The organism is Burkholderia sp. AU30280 (genome assembly GCF_020420125.1).
Taxonomy (GTDB): Bacteria; Pseudomonadota; Gammaproteobacteria; order Burkholderiales; family Burkholderiaceae; genus Burkholderia.
The window spans coordinates 27,371-45,071 of record NZ_JAIZRY010000021.1 but is presented as its reverse complement, the minus strand read 5'-3'; the positions used below and the strand labels follow the sequence as shown (position 1 = coordinate 45,071).

15 protein-coding genes are annotated in these 17,701 nt (G+C 69.1%); 9 read left to right on the top strand and 6 right to left on the bottom strand.

The annotated features are described in order from the left end of the window. The first annotated feature begins 235 nt into the window (after positions 1 to 235). The 4 genes from LGN17_RS34020 to LGN17_RS34005 are packed head-to-tail and all read left to right on the top strand — an operon-like array spanning position 236 to position 3,848. The gene (locus LGN17_RS34020; RefSeq protein WP_226201220.1) at positions 236 to 1,252 is read left to right on the top strand and encodes a LysR family transcriptional regulator; all 1,017 of its coding nucleotides are present in this window, start codon (positions 236 to 238) and stop codon (positions 1,250 to 1,252) included. Further along, positions 1,249 to 2,682, top strand: coding sequence for an NAD(P)-binding domain-containing protein (locus tag LGN17_RS34015; protein ID WP_226201219.1), 1,434 nt, complete (start codon positions 1,249 to 1,251; stop codon positions 2,680 to 2,682). The genes LGN17_RS34020 and LGN17_RS34015 overlap by 4 nt, the downstream gene beginning before the upstream one ends. Positions 2,683 to 2,727: 45 nt before the next feature. Beyond that, on the top strand, positions 2,728 to 3,258 hold the full coding sequence (locus LGN17_RS34010; RefSeq protein WP_226201218.1) for a CMD domain-containing protein: 531 nt from the start codon (positions 2,728 to 2,730) through the stop codon (positions 3,256 to 3,258). Continuing rightward, positions 3,255 to 3,848: a peroxidase-related enzyme gene (locus LGN17_RS34005; RefSeq protein ID WP_226201217.1), complete on the top strand. Its 594-nt coding sequence runs from the start codon at positions 3,255 to 3,257 to the stop codon at positions 3,846 to 3,848. Before LGN17_RS34010 ends, LGN17_RS34005 begins: the two co-directional genes overlap by 4 nt. Positions 3,849 to 3,956: 108 nt before the next feature. On the opposite strand, the gene LGN17_RS34000 is transcribed toward LGN17_RS34005, so the two are convergent. Beyond that, positions 3,957 to 4,658 (bottom strand): methyltransferase family protein, encoded by a 702-nt coding sequence (locus LGN17_RS34000; protein WP_413227065.1) that lies wholly within the window; start codon positions 4,656 to 4,658, stop codon positions 3,957 to 3,959. A gap of 371 nt (positions 4,659 to 5,029) precedes the next feature. Next, positions 5,030 to 5,461: an Lrp/AsnC family transcriptional regulator gene (locus LGN17_RS33995; RefSeq protein ID WP_006479718.1), complete on the bottom strand. Its 432-nt coding sequence runs from the start codon at positions 5,459 to 5,461 to the stop codon at positions 5,030 to 5,032. Positions 5,462 to 5,958: 497 nt separating this feature from the next. Here LGN17_RS33995 and LGN17_RS33990 point away from each other — a divergent pair, with 497 nt between their 5' ends. Together LGN17_RS33990 and ctlX are read left to right on the top strand one after the other, a co-directional pair. Continuing rightward, on the top strand, positions 5,959 to 7,038 hold the full coding sequence (locus LGN17_RS33990; RefSeq protein ID WP_226201215.1) for an ornithine cyclodeaminase: 1,080 nt from the start codon (positions 5,959 to 5,961) through the stop codon (positions 7,036 to 7,038). Between the two features lie 62 nt (positions 7,039 to 7,100). Next, positions 7,101 to 8,102: a citrulline utilization hydrolase CtlX gene (gene ctlX / locus LGN17_RS33985; RefSeq protein WP_226201214.1), complete on the top strand. Its 1,002-nt coding sequence runs from the start codon at positions 7,101 to 7,103 to the stop codon at positions 8,100 to 8,102. Positions 8,103 to 8,254: 152 nt separating this feature from the next. Here ctlX and LGN17_RS33980 read toward each other — a convergent pair whose 3' ends face one another. The 4 genes from LGN17_RS33980 to LGN17_RS33965 form a co-directional block, all read right to left on the bottom strand. Further along, complete coding sequence (locus LGN17_RS33980; RefSeq protein ID WP_226201213.1) at positions 8,255 to 11,056, bottom strand: Hsp70 family protein; 2,802 nt, start codon at positions 11,054 to 11,056, stop codon at positions 8,255 to 8,257. A 5-nt stretch (positions 11,057 to 11,061) separates the two neighbouring features. Then, a complete protein-coding gene (locus tag LGN17_RS33975) occupies positions 11,062 to 12,903 on the bottom strand; it encodes an Hsp70 family protein (RefSeq protein ID WP_226201212.1) in 1,842 nt (613 codons plus the stop codon). Continuing rightward, positions 12,900 to 13,487, bottom strand: coding sequence for a DUF2760 domain-containing protein (locus tag LGN17_RS33970; RefSeq protein WP_226201211.1), 588 nt, complete (start codon positions 13,485 to 13,487; stop codon positions 12,900 to 12,902). Before LGN17_RS33970 ends, LGN17_RS33975 begins: the two co-directional genes overlap by 4 nt. A 250-nt stretch (positions 13,488 to 13,737) precedes the next feature. Then, positions 13,738 to 14,178 (bottom strand): Rrf2 family transcriptional regulator, encoded by a 441-nt coding sequence (locus tag LGN17_RS33965; protein WP_226201210.1) that lies wholly within the window; start codon positions 14,176 to 14,178, stop codon positions 13,738 to 13,740. Between the two features lie 141 nt (positions 14,179 to 14,319). On the opposite strand from LGN17_RS33965, the gene LGN17_RS33960 reads away from it, so the two are divergent. The 3 genes from LGN17_RS33960 (at position 14,320) to LGN17_RS33950 (ending at position 17,617) form a co-directional block, all read left to right on the top strand. Continuing rightward, positions 14,320 to 15,234: an NAD(P)/FAD-dependent oxidoreductase gene (locus LGN17_RS33960; RefSeq protein WP_226201209.1), complete on the top strand. Its 915-nt coding sequence runs from the start codon at positions 14,320 to 14,322 to the stop codon at positions 15,232 to 15,234. A 197-nt stretch (positions 15,235 to 15,431) separates the two neighbouring features. Beyond that, on the top strand, positions 15,432 to 16,358 hold the full coding sequence (locus LGN17_RS33955; RefSeq protein WP_175954282.1) for a LysR family transcriptional regulator: 927 nt from the start codon (positions 15,432 to 15,434) through the stop codon (positions 16,356 to 16,358). Positions 16,359 to 16,486: 128 nt separating this feature from the next. Continuing rightward, on the top strand, positions 16,487 to 17,617 hold the full coding sequence (locus tag LGN17_RS33950) for a DSD1 family PLP-dependent enzyme (RefSeq protein WP_226201208.1): 1,131 nt from the start codon (positions 16,487 to 16,489) through the stop codon (positions 17,615 to 17,617). Positions 17,618 to 17,701 lie beyond the last annotated feature (84 nt).

Sequence of the window (17,701 nt, the reverse complement as noted above, 5' to 3'; positions counted from 1 at the left end):
GAACGCCCGCCTGCATGCCCCGCATCGCCCGATGCGTCGGCACGCATCGCATCACGTTGATTCGATTGGCGTTTCGTTCTCGTCACCCGTCGCAGCCGAAGCACGCGCACGCACCACCGGCGATCGCAACGATCCGGCCTTTCGCAGTTTTCGCGCTGTCGATAGCAAGAATGATTATATGAATCACGCATGCTCACACTCCTACAATGCGCAAATCGCATCATCGGAAGGTGTCATGGAGCTGCATCAACTCGAAGCCTTTTCCGCCGTCATGTCGGCCGGCAGCGTGACCGGCGCGGGCGAACTGCTCGGCCGTTCGCAGCCGGCCGTCACGCGGCAGATCCAGGAGCTCGAAGCCGATCTCGGCTACCCGCTGTTCGACCGGCACGGCCCGCGCGTCACGCCGACGCGGCGCGCGTTCCTGCTCTACGAGGAAGTCGAACGTTCGCTGGTCGGCCTGCGTGCGATCGAGGCGCGTGCACGGGCGCTCGGCGATGAAACCGCCGAACCCGTACGCATCGCGGCAACGCCTTCGCTCGCGGCCACGCTCGTGCCGGCCGCGCTCGCCGCACTGCCCGACGGCGCGCAGGCGCCCCACTACCAGTTGCGCAGCGAATCGGCCGAGCATGTCGTGCACGAGGTGCTGGCCGGCACGGCCGATGTCGGCGTCGTCACGCTGCCGATGGCGCACGCGGGGCTCGACGTGCACTGGATCGCGCAGACGCCGTGCGTTGCCGTGCTGCCTGCCGGCGACCCGCTCGCGGCGCAGCCTCGCATCGCGCTGCGCGATCTCGCACGCCGCCGCATCGTGACGGTCGCGAACCGGCACCGGTTGCGCCAGCGGATCGATGCGGCATTCGCGGCCGCGCGGGTCGACGCACGCGTATTCCTCGAAACCAACGCGTCGCTGAATGCGGTGATGGCCGCGCGTGCGGGCATCGGGATCGGCATCGTCGATCCGGCGACAGGTGTGGCGCTACCGGTGGACGGCGTCGTCGCACGCCCGCTCGACGTCGACATCCCGTTCGCGTTCGGTGTCGCGACGCCGGCCGGCAAGGCCCGCACGTCCGCCGTCGATGCGCTGCTCGACGCACTGCACCGCACGACGCGCGCGCTGCTCGACGACGTGATCTTTCACGACGCCGCCGCGCACGATGCGTTGCTGCGCGGCGACCGGCTGCGTGCCGAGCGCGCGCCGCGCGGTGCCGCCCGCGCGACGCGTGCACGCCGTACCCGCCCGGAGGCCGCATGACGACACAGCCCGATGCACTCCACGCGCTCGAAGCCCGGCTCGCGCAGGACCTGCGCTGGCTCGACCTGCCCGCGCCGTCGTGGGTGCCGCCGCGCGAGGCCGACGGCACACGCGTGCTCGACGTCGCGATCGTCGGCGGCGGCATGGCCGGGCTCGCGGCCTCCGCCGAACTGCGCCTGCTCGGCATCGACAACCAGTGCGTGATCGACCGCGCGCCGGCCGGCTACGAAGGCCCGTGGGTCACGTTCGCGCGGATGGACACGCTGCGCTCGCCGAAGCAGCTCGCGGGCCCCGCGCTCGGGCTGCCCGCGCTGACGTTCCGTGCCTGGTTCGAAGCGCAATACGGCCGCGACGCGTGGGACGCGCTCTACAAGATTCCCCGCACGCAATGGATGGACTACCTGCGCTGGTACCGGCGCGTGCTCGGCCTGCAGGTGCGCAACGACACCATGCTCGTCGCGCTGCGCCCGCGCGACGACGGCCTGCTCGCGCTCGACTTGCACGGCAACGGCGAAGCCCGAACGCTGCTGGCGCGGCACGTGGTACTCGCCACCGGCCGCGACGGGCTCGGCGGACCGTACGTACCGCCCGTCGCGCAACGCGCGCCGCGCGCGCGCTGGGCCCATTCGTCGGAGCCGATCGATTTCGCGGCGCTCGCGGGCAAGCGCATCGGCGTGGTCGGTGCGGGCGCATCCGCGTTCGACAATGCGGGCACCGCGCTCGAGGCCGGCGCCGCGCGCGTCGACCTGTTCTTTCGCCGCACGGACATTCCGCGCATCAACAAGCTGACGGGCATCGGCAGCCCGGGCCTCGTGCACGGTTACGCCGATCTCGACGATGCGACGAAGTGGCGCTTCATGCATTACGCGCTGACGTCGCAGACGCCGCCGCCGCGCGACAGCGTGCTGCGCGTGTCGCGTCACGAGCATGCGCATTTTCATGCGGGCAGCCCGATCGAGACGCTCGCGGAACACGCGGACGGGCTCGACGTGACGACGCCGCGCGGCCACTACACGGTCGACTTCCTGATCTTCGCGACCGGCTTTCATTCGGACTGGACGACGCGCGCGGAATTCGCGTCGTTCGGCGCGCAGGTCCGGCGCTGGAAGGATCGCTATCGACCGGAGCCGGGCATGTGGCTCGACGAGCTCGCCGAGTCGCCCGATCTCGGCCCCGCGTTCGCGTTCCAGGAGCGCGAGCCCGGCGCATGCGCAGCCATCACGCGAATCCACTGCTTCAACCATGCGGCGAGCCTGAGCCACGGCAAGCTGTCCGGCGATATCCCGGCCATCAGCGCGGGCGCCAGGCGGCTCGCACGCGGGATTGCGAGCCGCCTGTTCGACGCGGACCGCGACCGTCACTACGACGCGCTCGTCGCGTACGCGAACGCAGAACTGCAAGGCGACGAATGGCGCGACACCGACGCGTGAGCGCGCGTCCATCGATCACATTGACGACGAAGGGAACCCGAAACGATGACTGAATCCATCTCGCCGGCCGCCGCGCCGGACACGATCGACGCGATCGCCGGCCTGCGCGCCGGCGACGCCGTCGCCGCGCTGCGCCACGCGCGCGACAAGGTGCTGCTTCATACGCGGCTGAGCGAAGCTGCGCTGTTCGATCCCGCGTTGCCCGATCTTGCATTGATCGAAAGACTGCACGCGGCACGGTATGTCGCACACACATCGAATGCGCGGGCATTGGCCGACACTTATCGCGCACGACTGATCGACGCAGGCGGCACGCCCGACGATATCGCACGTGCGGACGCCGATGCATTCGACGCATTGCCCCGCCGCCTCGGCGCGATCCTTGCGCATGCGCGCCTGCTGACGCGCGCCCCCGTCGATGCGCGCCCGTCCGACCTCGACGCGCTGAAGTCGGCCGGACTCACGACGCCCGCGATCGTCGCGCTGTCGCAGCTCGTGGCGTTCGTCGCGTATCAGTTGCGGGTTGCCGTTGCCGCGCGAGCGCTTCAGGCACACGTCACCAGGGAGGCTGCATGACGACGGCCACGCACGGCTTCACGTCCGACACGCTCGGCTGGCGTGCCTGGCTCGACACCGTGTCGCTCGATGCCGCGACGCCCGATCAGCTCGCCGTGCTCGAAGCGAGCCACCCGCAAGCGAAGACGTCCGACTATTACCTGCTGCTCGTCCATCTTCCCGAGATCCTGCGGCAGCGTTCCGGCGTATTCAACGCGATCATGTACGGCCCCGGCGGGCTGTCGCGCGCGGAGCGCGAGCTGGCGAGCACGGCCGTGTCGCGCGTGAACGGCTGCGTGTACTGCGCGTCCGTGCATGCTCAGCGCTTCACGCAGCTCGCGAAACGCACCGACGCGATCGAGCAGGTGTTCGACGATCCGGCGACGGCCGGCACGACGGCGCGCGAACGCGCGATCGTCCGCTATGCGATCGCGCTGACGGAGCGGCCCGATACGGTCGACGCGAGCGATATTGCAGCGCTGGAAACCGAAGGGTTGACGCATGAGGAGATGCTCGACCTGTCGCACGCGGTCGCGATCTTCGCGTGGGCGAACCGGTTGATGCTGACGCTGGGCGAGCCGGTGTTTCCGGAGCCGGCGGCCAGCGCCTGACCATGTGGCGGTACCTGCGCCTTTACACGGGATCGACCTGATCGCGGCGTGGCACGCCGCGCCCATGTGCGCATCGGCGACGCGCATGGCGGGCGCCCGGCCTTCGCGTCAAAACACGCCCGGAATCAGCCGGTACCGCACCTTCTCCTTGTACGCGCGATAATCCGCATCTTCCGACAACACTCTTTCTTCCAGACTGATCCGCCCGATCTGCAGCAGCATCCAGCTGGTGATCATGAACACGTTTCGTGCGCTGTAGTTGGCGAGCACGAAACCGATTTCGGACAACAAGTAGGCGGCATAGATCGGGTGACGCACGAACCGGTACGCGCCGACCGAAACGACCCCGCGATTGGCGGGCAGCAGACCGAACGAACGCCCCAGTGACAGTTTCGCGAACAGCTGGCACGCAATCCCGCACAATTGCACGGCTCCGCCGGCCCATTCAGGAATCAGTTGAGTACTGGCGTCCAGTTGATAGGCGAGGCAGTAGAACGAGCCGCCAAGGGAAAAGCATACCGCGACCGGATGCCAGTCGCGCCGCTTCGGCAATTTCGCGAATGCTGACAATCCAACGGTCAATGCCGCGGAGACCAGCAGCAGGATCAACGTGATCCGGCCGGGATTCTGGCGCCACGGTAGATAAGCCAGATACGCAAATATGCCCAGCGCGGTCACCGAACACACGCGAGCGCCGAGTTCGACCAGATTGATTGGCTCCGACGCCCCTTCCGCGTCCGCGGCATGCGGCATCCGGGCACCTTGCGCACATTCTCCCCGCCTCCCGGCATCCTGTGTGGCCTGTGTCATCTTATTGACCCCGTCATTTATTGCGTTTTTTTTATTGCCGATTCAGATTAGCATGCCAAACCTGTCGAAGCGGATCAAAGTTTTGACTTTGTAACGCGGATTAGTGTAATTCCCGAGAAACTAGCCAAATGGAAAACCGGAAGGGTTGAAGACCCCGGTTGCCGGACGGTACGCCGCGCATTCCACGCTCCAGGCGGATGAAACGATTCCCATTCTCCGGAAATTGACTGGCTTGTATTCCGAGGGAATGGGGCCCGGGTAAACGCCGTGTATGCGATGGCTGCGATCGCCACGGAAACGACGCCCGGCCGCGAACTTCGCAGGGGCACGCCCTTTTGTACGACCGCCGCGGCCTCGCCGGGATACCCGCGTCACGCCTTGTGCGTTGACAGCAAAATACTTGTCTCGGTATTCGCGATCCCGTCGATCAGCCGGATCGCGCCGAGCACCCGATCGAAGTGCTCGAGCGAATCGGCATGCAACTCGGCGACGAGATCCCAGCGCCCGTTGGTGCTGTGGATCGACGCGACGTTCGGATGCCCGCGCAGCACCTTCACCACTTCCGCGCCGCGATTGCCCTGCACGGCGATCGACATCAGCGCGCGGATCCGGTGCCGTTCCGCCGCCGGCTTGAGCCGCACCGTATAGCCGACGATCACGCCGTTCTTCTCCAGCCGCGTCAGCCGGTTCTGCACGGTCGCGCGCGCGACGCGCAATTCCTTCGCCAGCGCGACGACGGGCAGTCGCGCGTTGTCGCGCAGCAGCGCGATGAGCTGCCGGTCAACGTCGTCGAGCGTGATCATGTGTGGCGCTTCCTTGTTGATAAACGCAAACCAGCTGCCAGCGTGCCGGGAGCGGCACGTTCCGAGCAGTGGGAATTGATCAAATTGACAAATTCGGCCAGCATTTTGACTAGTCTATCGATAAATCTGCCACTTTTGCCGCCTTTTTGTTGGCTCGACTCGCGGAAATAATGACGCTATGGACCGGCGGGACATGCCGCCGCTTTCCAGGAGGCCGGGACGCGCACCGATGCACCGCCCGGTCGACCGGAACGCCAGGGACACCCGGACCGGCACCGAGTATTTAAAGCAGGGGACTCGAGTGGGCGCTAAAGCGCCAACTCGAGTCGACCGCAAAAGGCATGCGACTCGAGCAAGCGCTAAAGCGCCAACTCGGATCGACCGCACAAGGCATGGGACCCGAGCAAGCGCTCAAGCGCCAGCTCGGGTCGACCGCACAAGGCATGGGACCCGAGTAAGCGCTCAAGCGCCGACTCGGGTCGACAGGAGACACACTGATGACCCGCTTCCTCGACGTTCCCGCCACCGCCCGACTGATCGCCAGGACCGGCGTCACGACGTTCCTCCGCGAGCTCGTCGACACGCTGCGCGCCGACTACCTGCAGTGGGCCGACTTCGACAAGTCACCGCGCGTCGCGTGCCACTCGCGCGACGGCGTGATCGAACTGATGCCCGTCGCGAACGCGTCGCTGTTCGCGTTCAAGTATGTGAACGGCCACCCCGTCAACGCCGCGCGCGGGATGCACACCGTGATGGCGTTCGGCGCGCTCGCCGAAGTCGATACCGGCTACCCGCTGCTGCTCGCCGAACTCACGCTGACCACCGCGCTGCGCACGGCCGCCACGTCGGTGCTCGCCGCGCAAGCCCTCGCCCGCCCCGACGCGCGCACGATGGCGCTGATCGGCAACGGCGCGCAGAGCGAATTCCAGGCGATCGCATTCCACACGCTGCTCGGCATCGACGAAATCCGCGTGTTCGACGTCGATCCACGCGCGACCGACAAGCTCGTGCAGAACCTCGCCGCGTACCCGGCGCTGCGCGTCGTGCGCGCCGCGTCGACCGCCGACGCCGTGCGCGGCGCCGACATCGTGACGACCGTCACCGCCGACAAGGCGTACGCGACGATCGTCACCACCGACATGATCGAGCCCGGCATGCACCTGAACGCCGTGGGCGGCGATTGCCCGGGCAAGACCGAACTCGAAGCGGGCGTGCTGCATGCGGGCCGCGTGTTCGTCGAATTCGAGCCGCAGTCGCGCATCGAGGGCGAGATCCAGCAGATGCCGGCCGACTTCCCCGTCACCGAGCTGTGGCGTGTGCTGCAACGCGAGACGACCGGCCGCGAACGCGCGGACGAAGTCACGGTGTTCGACTCGGTCGGCTTCGCGCTCGAGGATTACTCGGCGCTGCGCTACCTGTATGCGCTCGCGCAGCGGCACAACGCGGGCGTCGAGATCGCATTGATTCCGCCCGCCGTCGACCCGAAGAACCTGTTCGCGCTGATCGACGACCCGGCCGCGATCGCGCAGGGTCACGCGGCGTACGTGACCGAAGCCGTCGCCGCATTCGCGCGCTGATCGTGATACCCGGGCAGCGCGTACCAAGCCGCCCGGCCCGTTGCCTTTCGCCCCCGCCTTCCATGAATCTCGTATCGATCCAGGCGCCGGCCGCCGTCGTGATGATCCGGCCGCACCGTTTCCTGCCGAACCCGCAGACGGCGGCCGACAACGCGTTCCAGCGCACGGCCGAAGGCGGCTCGACCGACACGTCGTCGGTGTCCGCCGCCGCACGCGACGAAGTCACGGCCGCCGCGCAGACGCTCGCCGATGCAGGCGTGCGCGTGCACGTGTTCGACGACCACGGCGAGCGCGACACGCCCGACTCCGTGTTCCCGAACAACTGGTTCTCGACGCATCCGGGCGGCCACGTCGCGCTGTATCCGATGCACAGCCCGAACCGCCGCCGCGAGCGGCGCGCGGACGTGATCGAGATGCTGAAAGCCGAGTACCGCGTGCAGGACGTGATCGACTACTCGGGCCTCGAATACGACGACGTGTTCCTCGAAGGCACCGGCGCGATGGTGCTCGACCACGTCGCGCGGATCGCGTACACCGCGCGTTCGCGCCGTGCCGATCCGGTCGCGCTCGAACGCTTCTGCACGCATTTCAATTTCGAACCGATCTGCTTCGATACGGCCGATGCCAATGGGCGGCCGATTTATCACACGAACGTGATGATGAGCGTCGCGACCGAGTTCGCGATGGTCGGTCTCGACCTGATCGCCGACAGCCGGCGTCGCGCCGAGATCGCGCAACGCCTGACCGAAACGGGCCGCACGGTGATCGCGCTCGATGCATTGCAGATCGCGAACTTCGCGGGCAATACGCTGGAATTGTCGGGAAGCAACGGGCGCGTGCTTGCGCTGTCGCGGCGTGCGTTCGATTGCCTCACACCTGACCAGCGTGCGGTGATCGAGCGCTCCGCGCGGCTGCTGCCGCTCGACGTGCCGACGATCGAACTGGCCGGCGGATCGGTGCGCTGCATGCTCGCGGGGATTCATCTCGCGCGGCGGGCGGGCGCGCCGGATGCGATCGCCGTCGAATCGGCCGCATTGCCGCGCAAGACGACGCCGCACACCTGACCGGCAGGCTCGCCAAGCGCAAACGGCTGCCGATGCGATGCAACGGCAGCCGTTTTTGGTTCGAAGGGCATTGAATCGGCGAGCGTCGGCCCGCATCGGCAACGCCGCGGAATGCTCCGGCATCCGAACGATACCGGAGCCCGCCGCGCCGCTCACCCGACCAGCAGCTTCAACCCGGCCGGCAGCGTTTCGCCGAACACGCGCACCGTGTCGGCTTCGTCGAACGCAATCGCCTCGCGCACCATGTCGATCCACGCCGCCGACGCATTCGCGGCCGACAGACGCTTGATCACCGCGTCGCGCGTCTCGTCCGGCAGGTCGCGCGAACGGTCGCCGGTCATCCGTGCGATCTGCGCGGCCGCGAACGCGGCCGGTTCGACCTGTTTCCAGTCGAGCGCGAACAGCGCATCGAGCCAGCCTTTGGCGACTTCCGCCGGCACGACACTGTGCGCGCTGCCATAGAACGGCCGCCGCGCGCCGATGCGCCCGAGCGCCCACGCGCACAGCGCGCGATCGGCCGGCTTCTGCAATTGCGCGATCAGCCGCTCGGCCAGCTCGACCTTGCGCTCGACGGGCAGCCGCTCGAGCGACGCGGACAGCCGCGTCATGTCGGCCGGCCCGACCTTGCCCGGATCGAACGGCAGCTTGCGCCGCTTGTCGTCGGTCGGCTCGAGGAACGCGATGGCGTCGCGCACCTGCGTCTGCGCATCGTCGTCGAGACCGCCGGCCACGCGCCGCCACAACGTCCACCACTCGGACCACACCTGGGCGTCGGTCACATACTGAATCCCGTCGTCGAACAGCGGCCACAGCTGCTCGATGCGCCACGCATCGAGCGGATGCCCGAACCCCGGACGCAGGCAATAGCCGGCGAGGTTCAGCCATGCCCGTTCATGATCGGCCGAGCGCCGGCGCCGTCGCGCCCGCGCCAGCAACGCATCGAACAGTTCGCGCGCGAGCGCAACGTCCCACTCCTCGCGCGCGCCGAGCACCTGTTCGAGCTGCGCGCGCAGCCGGCGCGTGTCTTTCGGCGTGACACCGGCGGCCTTGCTGCCAAACGAGCGCTCGATCAATTCGATCGCCTGGTCGAGACGCGGATGCCGCGCGAGCGCAGCGTCGTCGCCCCGCGTGGGCGCGTCGCCGCGCAACTGGAATTCGAGCCGCCAGCGGCGCGACGCATCGTCGGTCGCGATGCAGTGCATTTCGAGCGTGCCGACCTCGGTCAGCGACGCGGTGAGCTTCACCGGCGTTTCGCGCGCATCGCTGCCCGCCCGCCGCTCGACGACCGTCGCGATCGGCGGCAGCCGCACGAAATCGCCGCCGTCGAGCTCGACGAGATCACCGGGCCGGTACGCGGTGTCGGCCACCGTCGACACGAGGTGGAAACGCACCGGCTGCCCGAGTTGCAGCGCGAACGTGCGATCGTCGAGCCGGATCTCGTGACCCTCCTCCGCGCCGCGCGGCAGCAGGCAAACGCCACGCGCGGCCACGCCTTCGGCACCGTCGTCGAGCACGAGGAAATAGCTGCGCGCGGAACCGCCGCCGATGCGCGGCGCATGCCCGGCGCGCGCGAGCCCGTAGGCCACCGCGCCGCGCGCGACCGCCACATCCGGATGCGCGTTGTGCAGCACGTCGAGCGGCGTGCCGCGCCACGCGCCGAGCGTCTGCGCGAGACGGCCGGCGAGCGCGCCCGCGCGGAACACGCCGCCGTTGAGCAGCAGCGTGTCGGGCAGCGGGCCTTCGGCATGACGGCTCAGGAACGCGGCGACGTGCCGCGTGACGGCCGCATCGCTCGCATACGGCAGCCCGAATTCGACGATCGCGGCGCGCGCACGGCGCGGCAACTCGCCGGCCTCGACCTGCGGGAAAAACCCTTCGACGACGACCTGCTCGACTTCCTGCCGCGTCAGCTCGGCCGAACGCGCGCCGCCGACGAGCTTGCTGCCCGCGCCGAGCAGCGTGACGTTGACGGATTCGGGTGCATCGTCGCCGAGCAGCCGCTCCTTCGCGGCGCGGCAACGCTCGACGAGCTGCGACAGGCTCGCGGCGGACAGCCGCGTGCCGGGCTCGGTCAGCCGCGACTCGACCAGGCGCGCGAGCGCGAGGTCCATGTTGTCGCCGCCGAGCATCAGATGGTTGCCGACGCCGACGCGCGTGAACGTCGGCTCGCCGTCGTCGCCCGGCGCGACATCGACGAGCGTGAGATCGGTCGTGCCGCCGCCGACGTCGCAGATCAGCACGCGCCGCGCGGCGGCGAACGTGTCGCGCAGCGTGTCGCGCTGGCCGTACAGCCAGTCGTAGAACGCGGCCTGCGGCTCTTCCAGCAGCCGCAGCGCAGGCAGCTTCGCGCGCCGTGCGGCCTCGACCGTCAGTGCGCGCGCGCCGTCATCGAACGACGCGGGCACCGTCAGGATCACGTCCTGCTTCGCAAGCGGCGCATCGGGGAAACGGGCGTCCCACGCGTCGCGCACGTGCGCGAGATAACTGGCGCTCGCATCGACCGGCGACACCTTGTCGACGCCGTCGGCCGCGCCCCACGGCAGGATCGCCGCGAGCCGGTCGACCGACGCGTGCGACAGCCAGCTCTTCGCGCTCGTGACGAGCCGGCCCGGCACCTGCGCGCCGAGCGTGCGCGCGTAGCGGCCGATCACGGCCGGCAGCGCGTCGCCCGCGCCGCTGTCACGACCGGCTGCCCCGCCGTCACGGCCGCCGCCCGAACGGGTGGCCGCGTCGCGTGTGCCGGCCGCCTGCCACGGCAACCTCAACGCGTCCGCCGCGAGCTCGCCGGCCGCCGGGTGATAGCGCACCGACGGCAGCAGCGGCTGCGCGGCCACCGCGCCGGGGCCGACCAGTTGCTCGACGTCGAACACGCGAATCGCGTCGGAACCGGCCTCGACGTATGCGACGACCGTATTGCTCGTGCCGAGGTCGATCCCGACCGTATAACGCTTCATCGCGCTCAGGCGGCGCCGCGCACGTCGAACTCGACCTTCCAGCGCTCGCTCGTGCCGCTCGGGATCGCCTCGAGTTCGAGCGTGCCGGCTTCGGTCACGCGCGCATGCAGCTTCACCGGCACGACCTCACCGACGGTGCGCCCTTCGGCGGGCAGCGTCGCCTGGATTTCTTCCAGTTCCTGCAACTCTTCGGCCGACCAGTAGTCGAGCAGCGTGCCGACCTGGTCCTGGCGGCGCACCGACGAGCCGAAGAAGCGGAACTGCACCGGTTCGCCGACGACGAGGCCGAACTCCTGCGGCGGCAGCGCCGCGTCCGAGCCCTCCTCCATCCCGAACGGCGCGACGCACAGCGCCTGCACCGGCGGTTCGAGCCCCGGCACCGCGGGCATCGCCGATTCGATCGCGACGTAGTACGCGCGCGCCGTGCCGCCGCGAATGCGCACGCCACGGCCGCGCTTCACGTAGCCGTAGTACGCAGCGCCACGCGCGACCGCGAGGTCGAGATCCGCGCCTTCGAGCAGGCGCGCGGGCGGCGCGCCCTCGGCGGCGAGCCAGCTGTTGAGCGTATCGAGCACGCGCTGCGTGAGCAGCGTCGACTTGAACACGCCGCCGTTGAACAGCACGGCCGTCGGATGCAGGAACGTCGCGCCCTGCGGCAGCGTGCGCTGCACGCCTTCGAGCGAGTCGAGTGCTGCAACCTGGCGGCCGAGGAACGCCGCGAGATGGCGCGTGATGCCCGCGTCCTGCGCATACGGCAGGCCGAGCTGCGTCAGGCCGACGCGCGCGCGGCTCACCGGGCGCGCGGCTGCGTCCACCTGCGGGAAGAAGCCTTCGAGGATCGTCTGCGTGAGTTCCGCGCGCGTGAGCTCCGTGCGGATCGACCCGCCGATCAGCTTCGAGCCGCGGCTCGGCACGACGAGCGGCACTGCGTCGGCCGTCGGGTCGGACAGCAGCGTTTCCTTCGCGGAACGGCACGCATACGTGAGCGCGCGCAGTTGCCACGGGTCGGCCTGCGTGCCCTGCTGCGCGAGCTTGCGCGCCACCACGTGCGCAAGCGCGAGGTCCATGTTGTCGCCGCCGAGCAGGATGTGCTCGCCGACCGCCACGCGATGCAGCTCGAGATTGCCTTCGCGCTCGACCACCGCGATCAGCGACAGGTCGGTCGTGCCGCCGCCGACGTCGACGCACAGGATCAGGTCGCCGACCTGCACCTGCTTGCGCCAGCCACCCTGGCTCTTCTGGATCCAGCTGTAGAGCGCGGCCTGCGGCTCCTCGAGCAGCGTCATCCGCGAGTAGCCGGCGGCGCGTGCGGCCTCGGCCGTCAGTTCGCGTGCGGCCGGGTCGAACGACGCGGGGATCGTGACCGTCACGTCCTGGTCGGCGAACGGCGCGTCGGGATGCGCGTGGTCCCACGCTTCGCGCAGGTGTGTCAGGTAGCGGATCGAGCTTTCCAGCGGCGACACGCGCGACACCTCCGGCGGCGCATCGCTCGGCAGGATCGCCGCGCGGCGGTCGACGCCCGGGTGGCACAGCCAGCTCTTCGCGCTCGACACGAGGCGGATCGGCGTGCCGGCGCCGCGGGTGCGCGCCATCTCGCCGACCGCGAAGCCGCGCGAGGCCGTCCACGGCAGCGTCAGGTCGCCCTGCGTGAGTTCGCTTTCATGCGGCAGGTAGAGGAACGACGGCAGCAGGTCGCGCGATTCCAGCGCGCCGGGCGCGGTGAGCTGCGCAATCGGCAGCACCTGCTGCGTGATGGTTTCGCCGTCGCTCGCGGCGCTGTCGACGTACGACAGCGCGCAGTGGGTCGTACCGAGATCGATACCGATCGAATAGCGCGGATCGCTCACAGTTCCACCTCCGCCGGTGCGATCACGGACGCGTCGTGGCTGCCCGTCAGCTTCGGCAGGCGCACGTCGGCCACGCGCCAGCCGCGATGGCTGACCGTGCCCGTGAACGGCGCGGAACCGACCACGTTGCCCGTCACGCGCACGGCCGTTGCGTCAAAGCCGGCCGGCAGCGTCACGCGGCTGCCTTCGGCTTCGTCGCGCACCGGCACGATCGTGAAGTGTTCGCGCAGCGCGGCACGGCAGCCATCGTGCACGAGGCGCGCGGCCGCGCCGATGTCGGCGTCCGCGTAGCCGGCGATGTCTTCCTCGACGAAGTCGATGAAGCGCGCATCGCGCTGCAGCAGGCCGAGCAGTTGCAGCGCGGCCTGCGGGCTCGCTTCGCGCAGCTCGGGCGCCGGCGCCTTCACGGGCGCGGCGGCAGGCGCCGGTGCCGGCGCGGCAGCGGGTGCCGGCGCGACCGGCGCCGGGGCGCCATCGCGCACGCGCAGCACGCCGGCCGCGAACTCGCGGTTGCCAAGCACGGAGAAGAACGTGCCGACGGCAAGCGACAGCCGGCCGAAGAAGGACAGGTTGGATTCGGGCATGGGGTCTGGACTCCTTTAGACTCGCGACATGGCGAGCGATCTTGCCTGGGCGCCCGGCGGCGGCGTGCGGATTGCGCACTGCCGCCGCCCGGCGCGTGATTCGGTCGCGCCCTCGCGGGTGCGGAAAACCCGTATTTTGCCCTGTGGCGGGCGAACCGGGCAGAAGTTGGGGGACAGAACATCGCGGCACGGTGGTTTCGGTCGTGCCCGATCGCAGGTCGGCCGCACCCGGCCGCCATGCTGCGGCGCGTCAGCGCGGCCTGCGCCGCCGGGCCGCCTTCGCTTCGAATTCGCGCGACAGCATGCCGAGCGTGACTTCGCCGAAGCGTGCGAGCAACGTCGTCTCGGCCTCCTTCAGCGTGGCCGACAGGTGCGCATTGACGGCCTGCTCGACCCGGCATCCGGCCTCGTCGTCGGTCACGAGGTCGGAGAACAGCGGCGGCTCGCCCACCGCGCGATAGACGTCGAGCAGCGTGATGTCGTCGAGCGCGACACTCAGCGCCCACCCGCCGCCATGCCCCTTCTCCGACTGCACGTAGCCACGCTCGCGCAAGCCGCCGAGCAGGCGCCGCACGACGACCGGGTTCGTGCACAGCATCGTCGCGATCGCTTCGGACGTCATCGGGCCGTCGGCCTGGTCCAGGTGGATCAGCGCATGCAGCATGCGCGACAAGCGACTGTCGGTTCTCACGGGCGGTGCTCCCCTCTCTCGAAACTTTTGAAGTTGCGTGAATGATACCATCGCCCTATCATGCAACTTCTCGCGTTCCATGAGTTGGCCGCCATCGGCGCACGTTCGTCATTCACGCAGGTTCAGGAAAGGAGCGGGTGCATGCATGACCCTCATGAAGTGATCGTGATCGGCGGCAGCTTTGCGGGGCTGTCGGCCGCGATGCAGCTTGCGCGGGCGCGCCGCCGTGTACTCGTGGTCGACGCCGGCCGGCCGCGCAACCGCTTTGCCGCGCATGCGCACGGCTTTCTCGGGCAGGACGGCAAGCCGCCCGCGCGGATCGTCGACGAAGCCGCGGCGCAACTCGCCGCGTATCCGACCGTCCAGCGGATCGCAGGCGACGCGCGCAGCGCCGAGCGCGATGCGCACGGCCGCTTCCACGTGACGCTGGCCGACGGCCGCCGTGCGAGCGCCGACCGGTTGATCCTCGCGACCGGCATCCGCGACGAACTGCCTGCGCTGCCGGGGCTCGCCGAGCGCTGGGGCGTCAGCGTGCTGCATTGCCCGTATTGCCATGGGTACGAGGTGAGCGGCCAGCGGCTCGGCGTGCTCGCCACGCATCCGCTGTCCATGCATCAGGCGATCCTGCTTCCGGACTGGGGCCCGACGACGTGGTTCACGCAGGGCCGGGCCGAAGCGACCGACGAAGAGGCCGCGCTGCTCGCCGCGCGCGGCGTGCGTATCGAGCGCTCACCGGTCGTGGCAATCGTCGGCGATGTGCCGCGTATCGAAGCATTGCGGCTCGCCGACGGGCAGGTCGTGCCGATCGATGCGCTGTTCGTCGGCGCGCGCACGGTAATGGCAAGCGATCTCGCACAGCAGCTCGGTTGCGCATTCGACGAAGGGCCGCTCGGCATCGCGATTCGCGTCGACGCGTGGCAGCAGACGAGCGTCGCCGGCGTGTTTGCCGCCGGCGACGCATCGAGCCTGATGACCAACGCGACGTTCGCGTCGGCGTCGGGCGTGGCGGCGGGAGTCGGTGCGCACCGGTCGTTGATTTTCGGGCTGAACGCTTGACGGGAATGCGTGCAGCCGGGTGTGACGCGATGCGCGGCGCTTTCGTCGTGTGACAAAGGCCGACCTGTCGGGCCCGACACGGGCTCGCATACGGTCGTGTCATCGCACGCATTTGCCGCGATCCGCAGCCGCGTCGATGGATTCGCGGCGTGATGTGCGGTTTAATGCTCGGCAACGCCAGCATTAAGAGACATGAAATGCTCGACCTCGACGACCTTCGACTCGTACGCGCGATCGGCACGTCGCGCTCGCTGGCCTCGGCCGCACGGCTGCTCGATCTCACGCCGCCCGCGGTCACGATTCGCCTGCAGCGGATGGAAACGCGATTGAACGCACGGCTCGCCGTGCGGCAGCCGAAAGGGATCGCGTTGACCGACGAAGGGCAGCGGCTGTACCAGGAGGCCGTCGACATTCTCGAACGCGTGGAGGCGCTGCCGGTCAGCATTGCGGGCGACCACGGCGACGTCCAGGGCACGCTGCGCGTGGTCGCCCCGCTCGGCTTCGGCAGAAAATACGTCGCGCGGATCGTGCGCGACGTGCAACGCGCGCATCCGAAGCTGGAAATATCGCTCCACCTGTCGGAGAGCCCGTTGACCAGTGCGTCGGGCGCCGACGTGGTCGTCCATGTCGGCAGCCTCAAGTCGTCGTCGTGGATCGGGTATCCGCTCGCACCCAACGAGCGCTTTCTGTGCGCGAGCCCGGCCTATGCACGTCGCATCAAGCAACTGAACCATCCGTCCGACCTGGCCCGCTACGACTGCCTGTGCCTGCGCGAGAACGACGAGGACATCCCGCGATGGCGCTTCTCGCCAGGCGGCAACGCCAAGGACGAGCCGCGACGGTCTACCGTGATCCGCGTCAGCGGCGCGCTGTCGTCCAACGACGGCACCGTCATCACGGAATGGGCGCTCGCCGGGCTCGGGATCGTCGAGCGCTCCGAGTGGGACGTCGCGCCGCTGCTGGCGAACGGCAAGCTCGTGCGGTTACTGCCCGACTGGCGGCTGCCGCCCGCGCCGGTGACGGCGCTGCTGCCATCGCGCACCGGCCGTTCCGCGCGGCAACGGGTGTTTCTCGAAGCCGCGACGCGGTTCCTGAGCCCGCCGCCATGGCGCGGCGACGCATGAGGCGCGCCCCGGCCCGCGCGATCCGGTCGATTAAACCGCATTTAATGCCGGATTAGCCGTGCGTTAAACACGACGCCCGTCGACGCCTCTACAGTGTTCGCATCGGCAACCCTCAGAGGCAACGCATCGTGGACCTTCAAACCCTCAATACCCCGGCCGCCCTGATCGACGTCGGCCGCATGCGTCGCAACATCGGCCGCATGCAGGCGCATCTGGACGCGCTCGGCGTCAGGTTCCGGCCGCACGTCAAGACCACCAAATGCGCGCACGTCGTCGATGCCCAGCTCGCGGCCGGCGCGCAGGGCATCACCGTTTCGACGCTCAAGGAAGCCGAACAGTTTTTCGCGCACGGTATCCGCGACATCGTCTACGCAGTCGGCATGGTGCCGGCGAAGCTGGGCCAGGCGCTCGCGCTGCGCCGGCAGGGTTGCGACCTGATGCTGGTCGCCGACAGCCTGCCGGCCGCGCACGCGATCGCCGAGTTCGGGCGCGCGCATGGCGAGCGCTTCGACGTATGGATCGAGATCGACGTCGACGGCCACCGCTCGGGGATTCCGCCCGACGCCGACCTGCTGATCGACGTGGGCCGCGCGCTGGTCGACGGCGGGATGGTGCTCGGCGGGGTGCTCGCGCACGCGGGCTCCAGCTACGAATACGACACGCCCGAAGCGCTGGCGGCGATCGCCGAGCAGGAGCGCAGCCGCACCGTGCTGGCAGCGGAGCGCCTCCGGGCCGCCGGGCTGCCCTGCCCGGTCGTGAGCATCGGTTCGACACCCACTGCCCTCGCGGCGAAACACCTCGAAGGCGTGACCGAGGTGCGCGCCGGCGTGTACGTGATGTTCGATCTCGTGATGCACAACATCGGCGTGTGCGGTCTGTCCGACATCGCGCTGTCGGTGCTGACCACCGTCATCGGGCACCAGGAAGAGAAAGGCTGGGCAATCGTCGACGCGGGCTGGATGGCGATGAGCCGCGACCGCGGCACGCAGCGCCAGGCGCGCGATTTCGGCTACGGGCAGGTCTGCACCGAACACGGCGACGTGCTCGGCGACTACGTGATGAGCGCCGCGAACCAGGAGCACGGGATCGTGTCGTGCGCGGGCTCACCCGACGCCGACATCGCGCAACGGTTCCCGATCGGCACCCGCCTGCGCATTCTGCCGAATCACGCGTGTGCCACCGGTGCGCAACATCCCGAGTATCAGGCGATCGGCAACGACGGCGGCGCGCAGACGTGGCCGCGCTTCTACGGGTGGTGAGCCAAACCGTGCGCCTACGCCGCCACGTCGATTCATTGATTATTTATCCAAATCTGGACAAAATTTATATGATCCCGATTCACC

Excerpts from the sequence above, each read along its gene's own strand:
- LGN17_RS34020 (WP_226201220.1), top strand. The coding sequence starts at position 236 with ATGGAGCTGCATCAACTCGAAGCCTTTTCCGCCGTCATGTCGGCCGGC.
- LGN17_RS34015 (WP_226201219.1), top strand. The coding sequence starts at position 1,249 with ATGACGACACAGCCCGATGCACTCCACGCGCTCGAAGCCCGGCTCGCG.
- LGN17_RS34010 (WP_226201218.1), top strand. The coding sequence starts at position 2,728 with ATGACTGAATCCATCTCGCCGGCCGCCGCGCCGGACACGATCGACGCG.
- LGN17_RS34005 (WP_226201217.1), top strand. The coding sequence starts at position 3,255 with ATGACGACGGCCACGCACGGCTTCACGTCCGACACGCTCGGCTGGCGT.
- LGN17_RS34000 (WP_413227065.1), bottom strand. The coding sequence starts at position 4,658 with ATGACACAGGCCACACAGGATGCCGGGAGGCGGGGAGAATGTGCGCAA.
- LGN17_RS33995 (WP_006479718.1), bottom strand. The coding sequence starts at position 5,461 with ATGATCACGCTCGACGACGTTGACCGGCAGCTCATCGCGCTGCTGCGC.
- LGN17_RS33990 (WP_226201215.1), top strand. The coding sequence starts at position 5,959 with ATGACCCGCTTCCTCGACGTTCCCGCCACCGCCCGACTGATCGCCAGG.
- ctlX (WP_226201214.1), top strand. The coding sequence starts at position 7,101 with ATGAATCTCGTATCGATCCAGGCGCCGGCCGCCGTCGTGATGATCCGG.
- LGN17_RS33980 (WP_226201213.1), bottom strand. The coding sequence starts at position 11,056 with ATGAAGCGTTATACGGTCGGGATCGACCTCGGCACGAGCAATACGGTC.
- LGN17_RS33970 (WP_226201211.1), bottom strand. The coding sequence starts at position 13,487 with ATGCCCGAATCCAACCTGTCCTTCTTCGGCCGGCTGTCGCTTGCCGTC.
- LGN17_RS33960 (WP_226201209.1), top strand. The coding sequence starts at position 14,320 with ATGCATGACCCTCATGAAGTGATCGTGATCGGCGGCAGCTTTGCGGGG.
- LGN17_RS33955 (WP_175954282.1), top strand. The coding sequence starts at position 15,432 with ATGCTCGACCTCGACGACCTTCGACTCGTACGCGCGATCGGCACGTCG.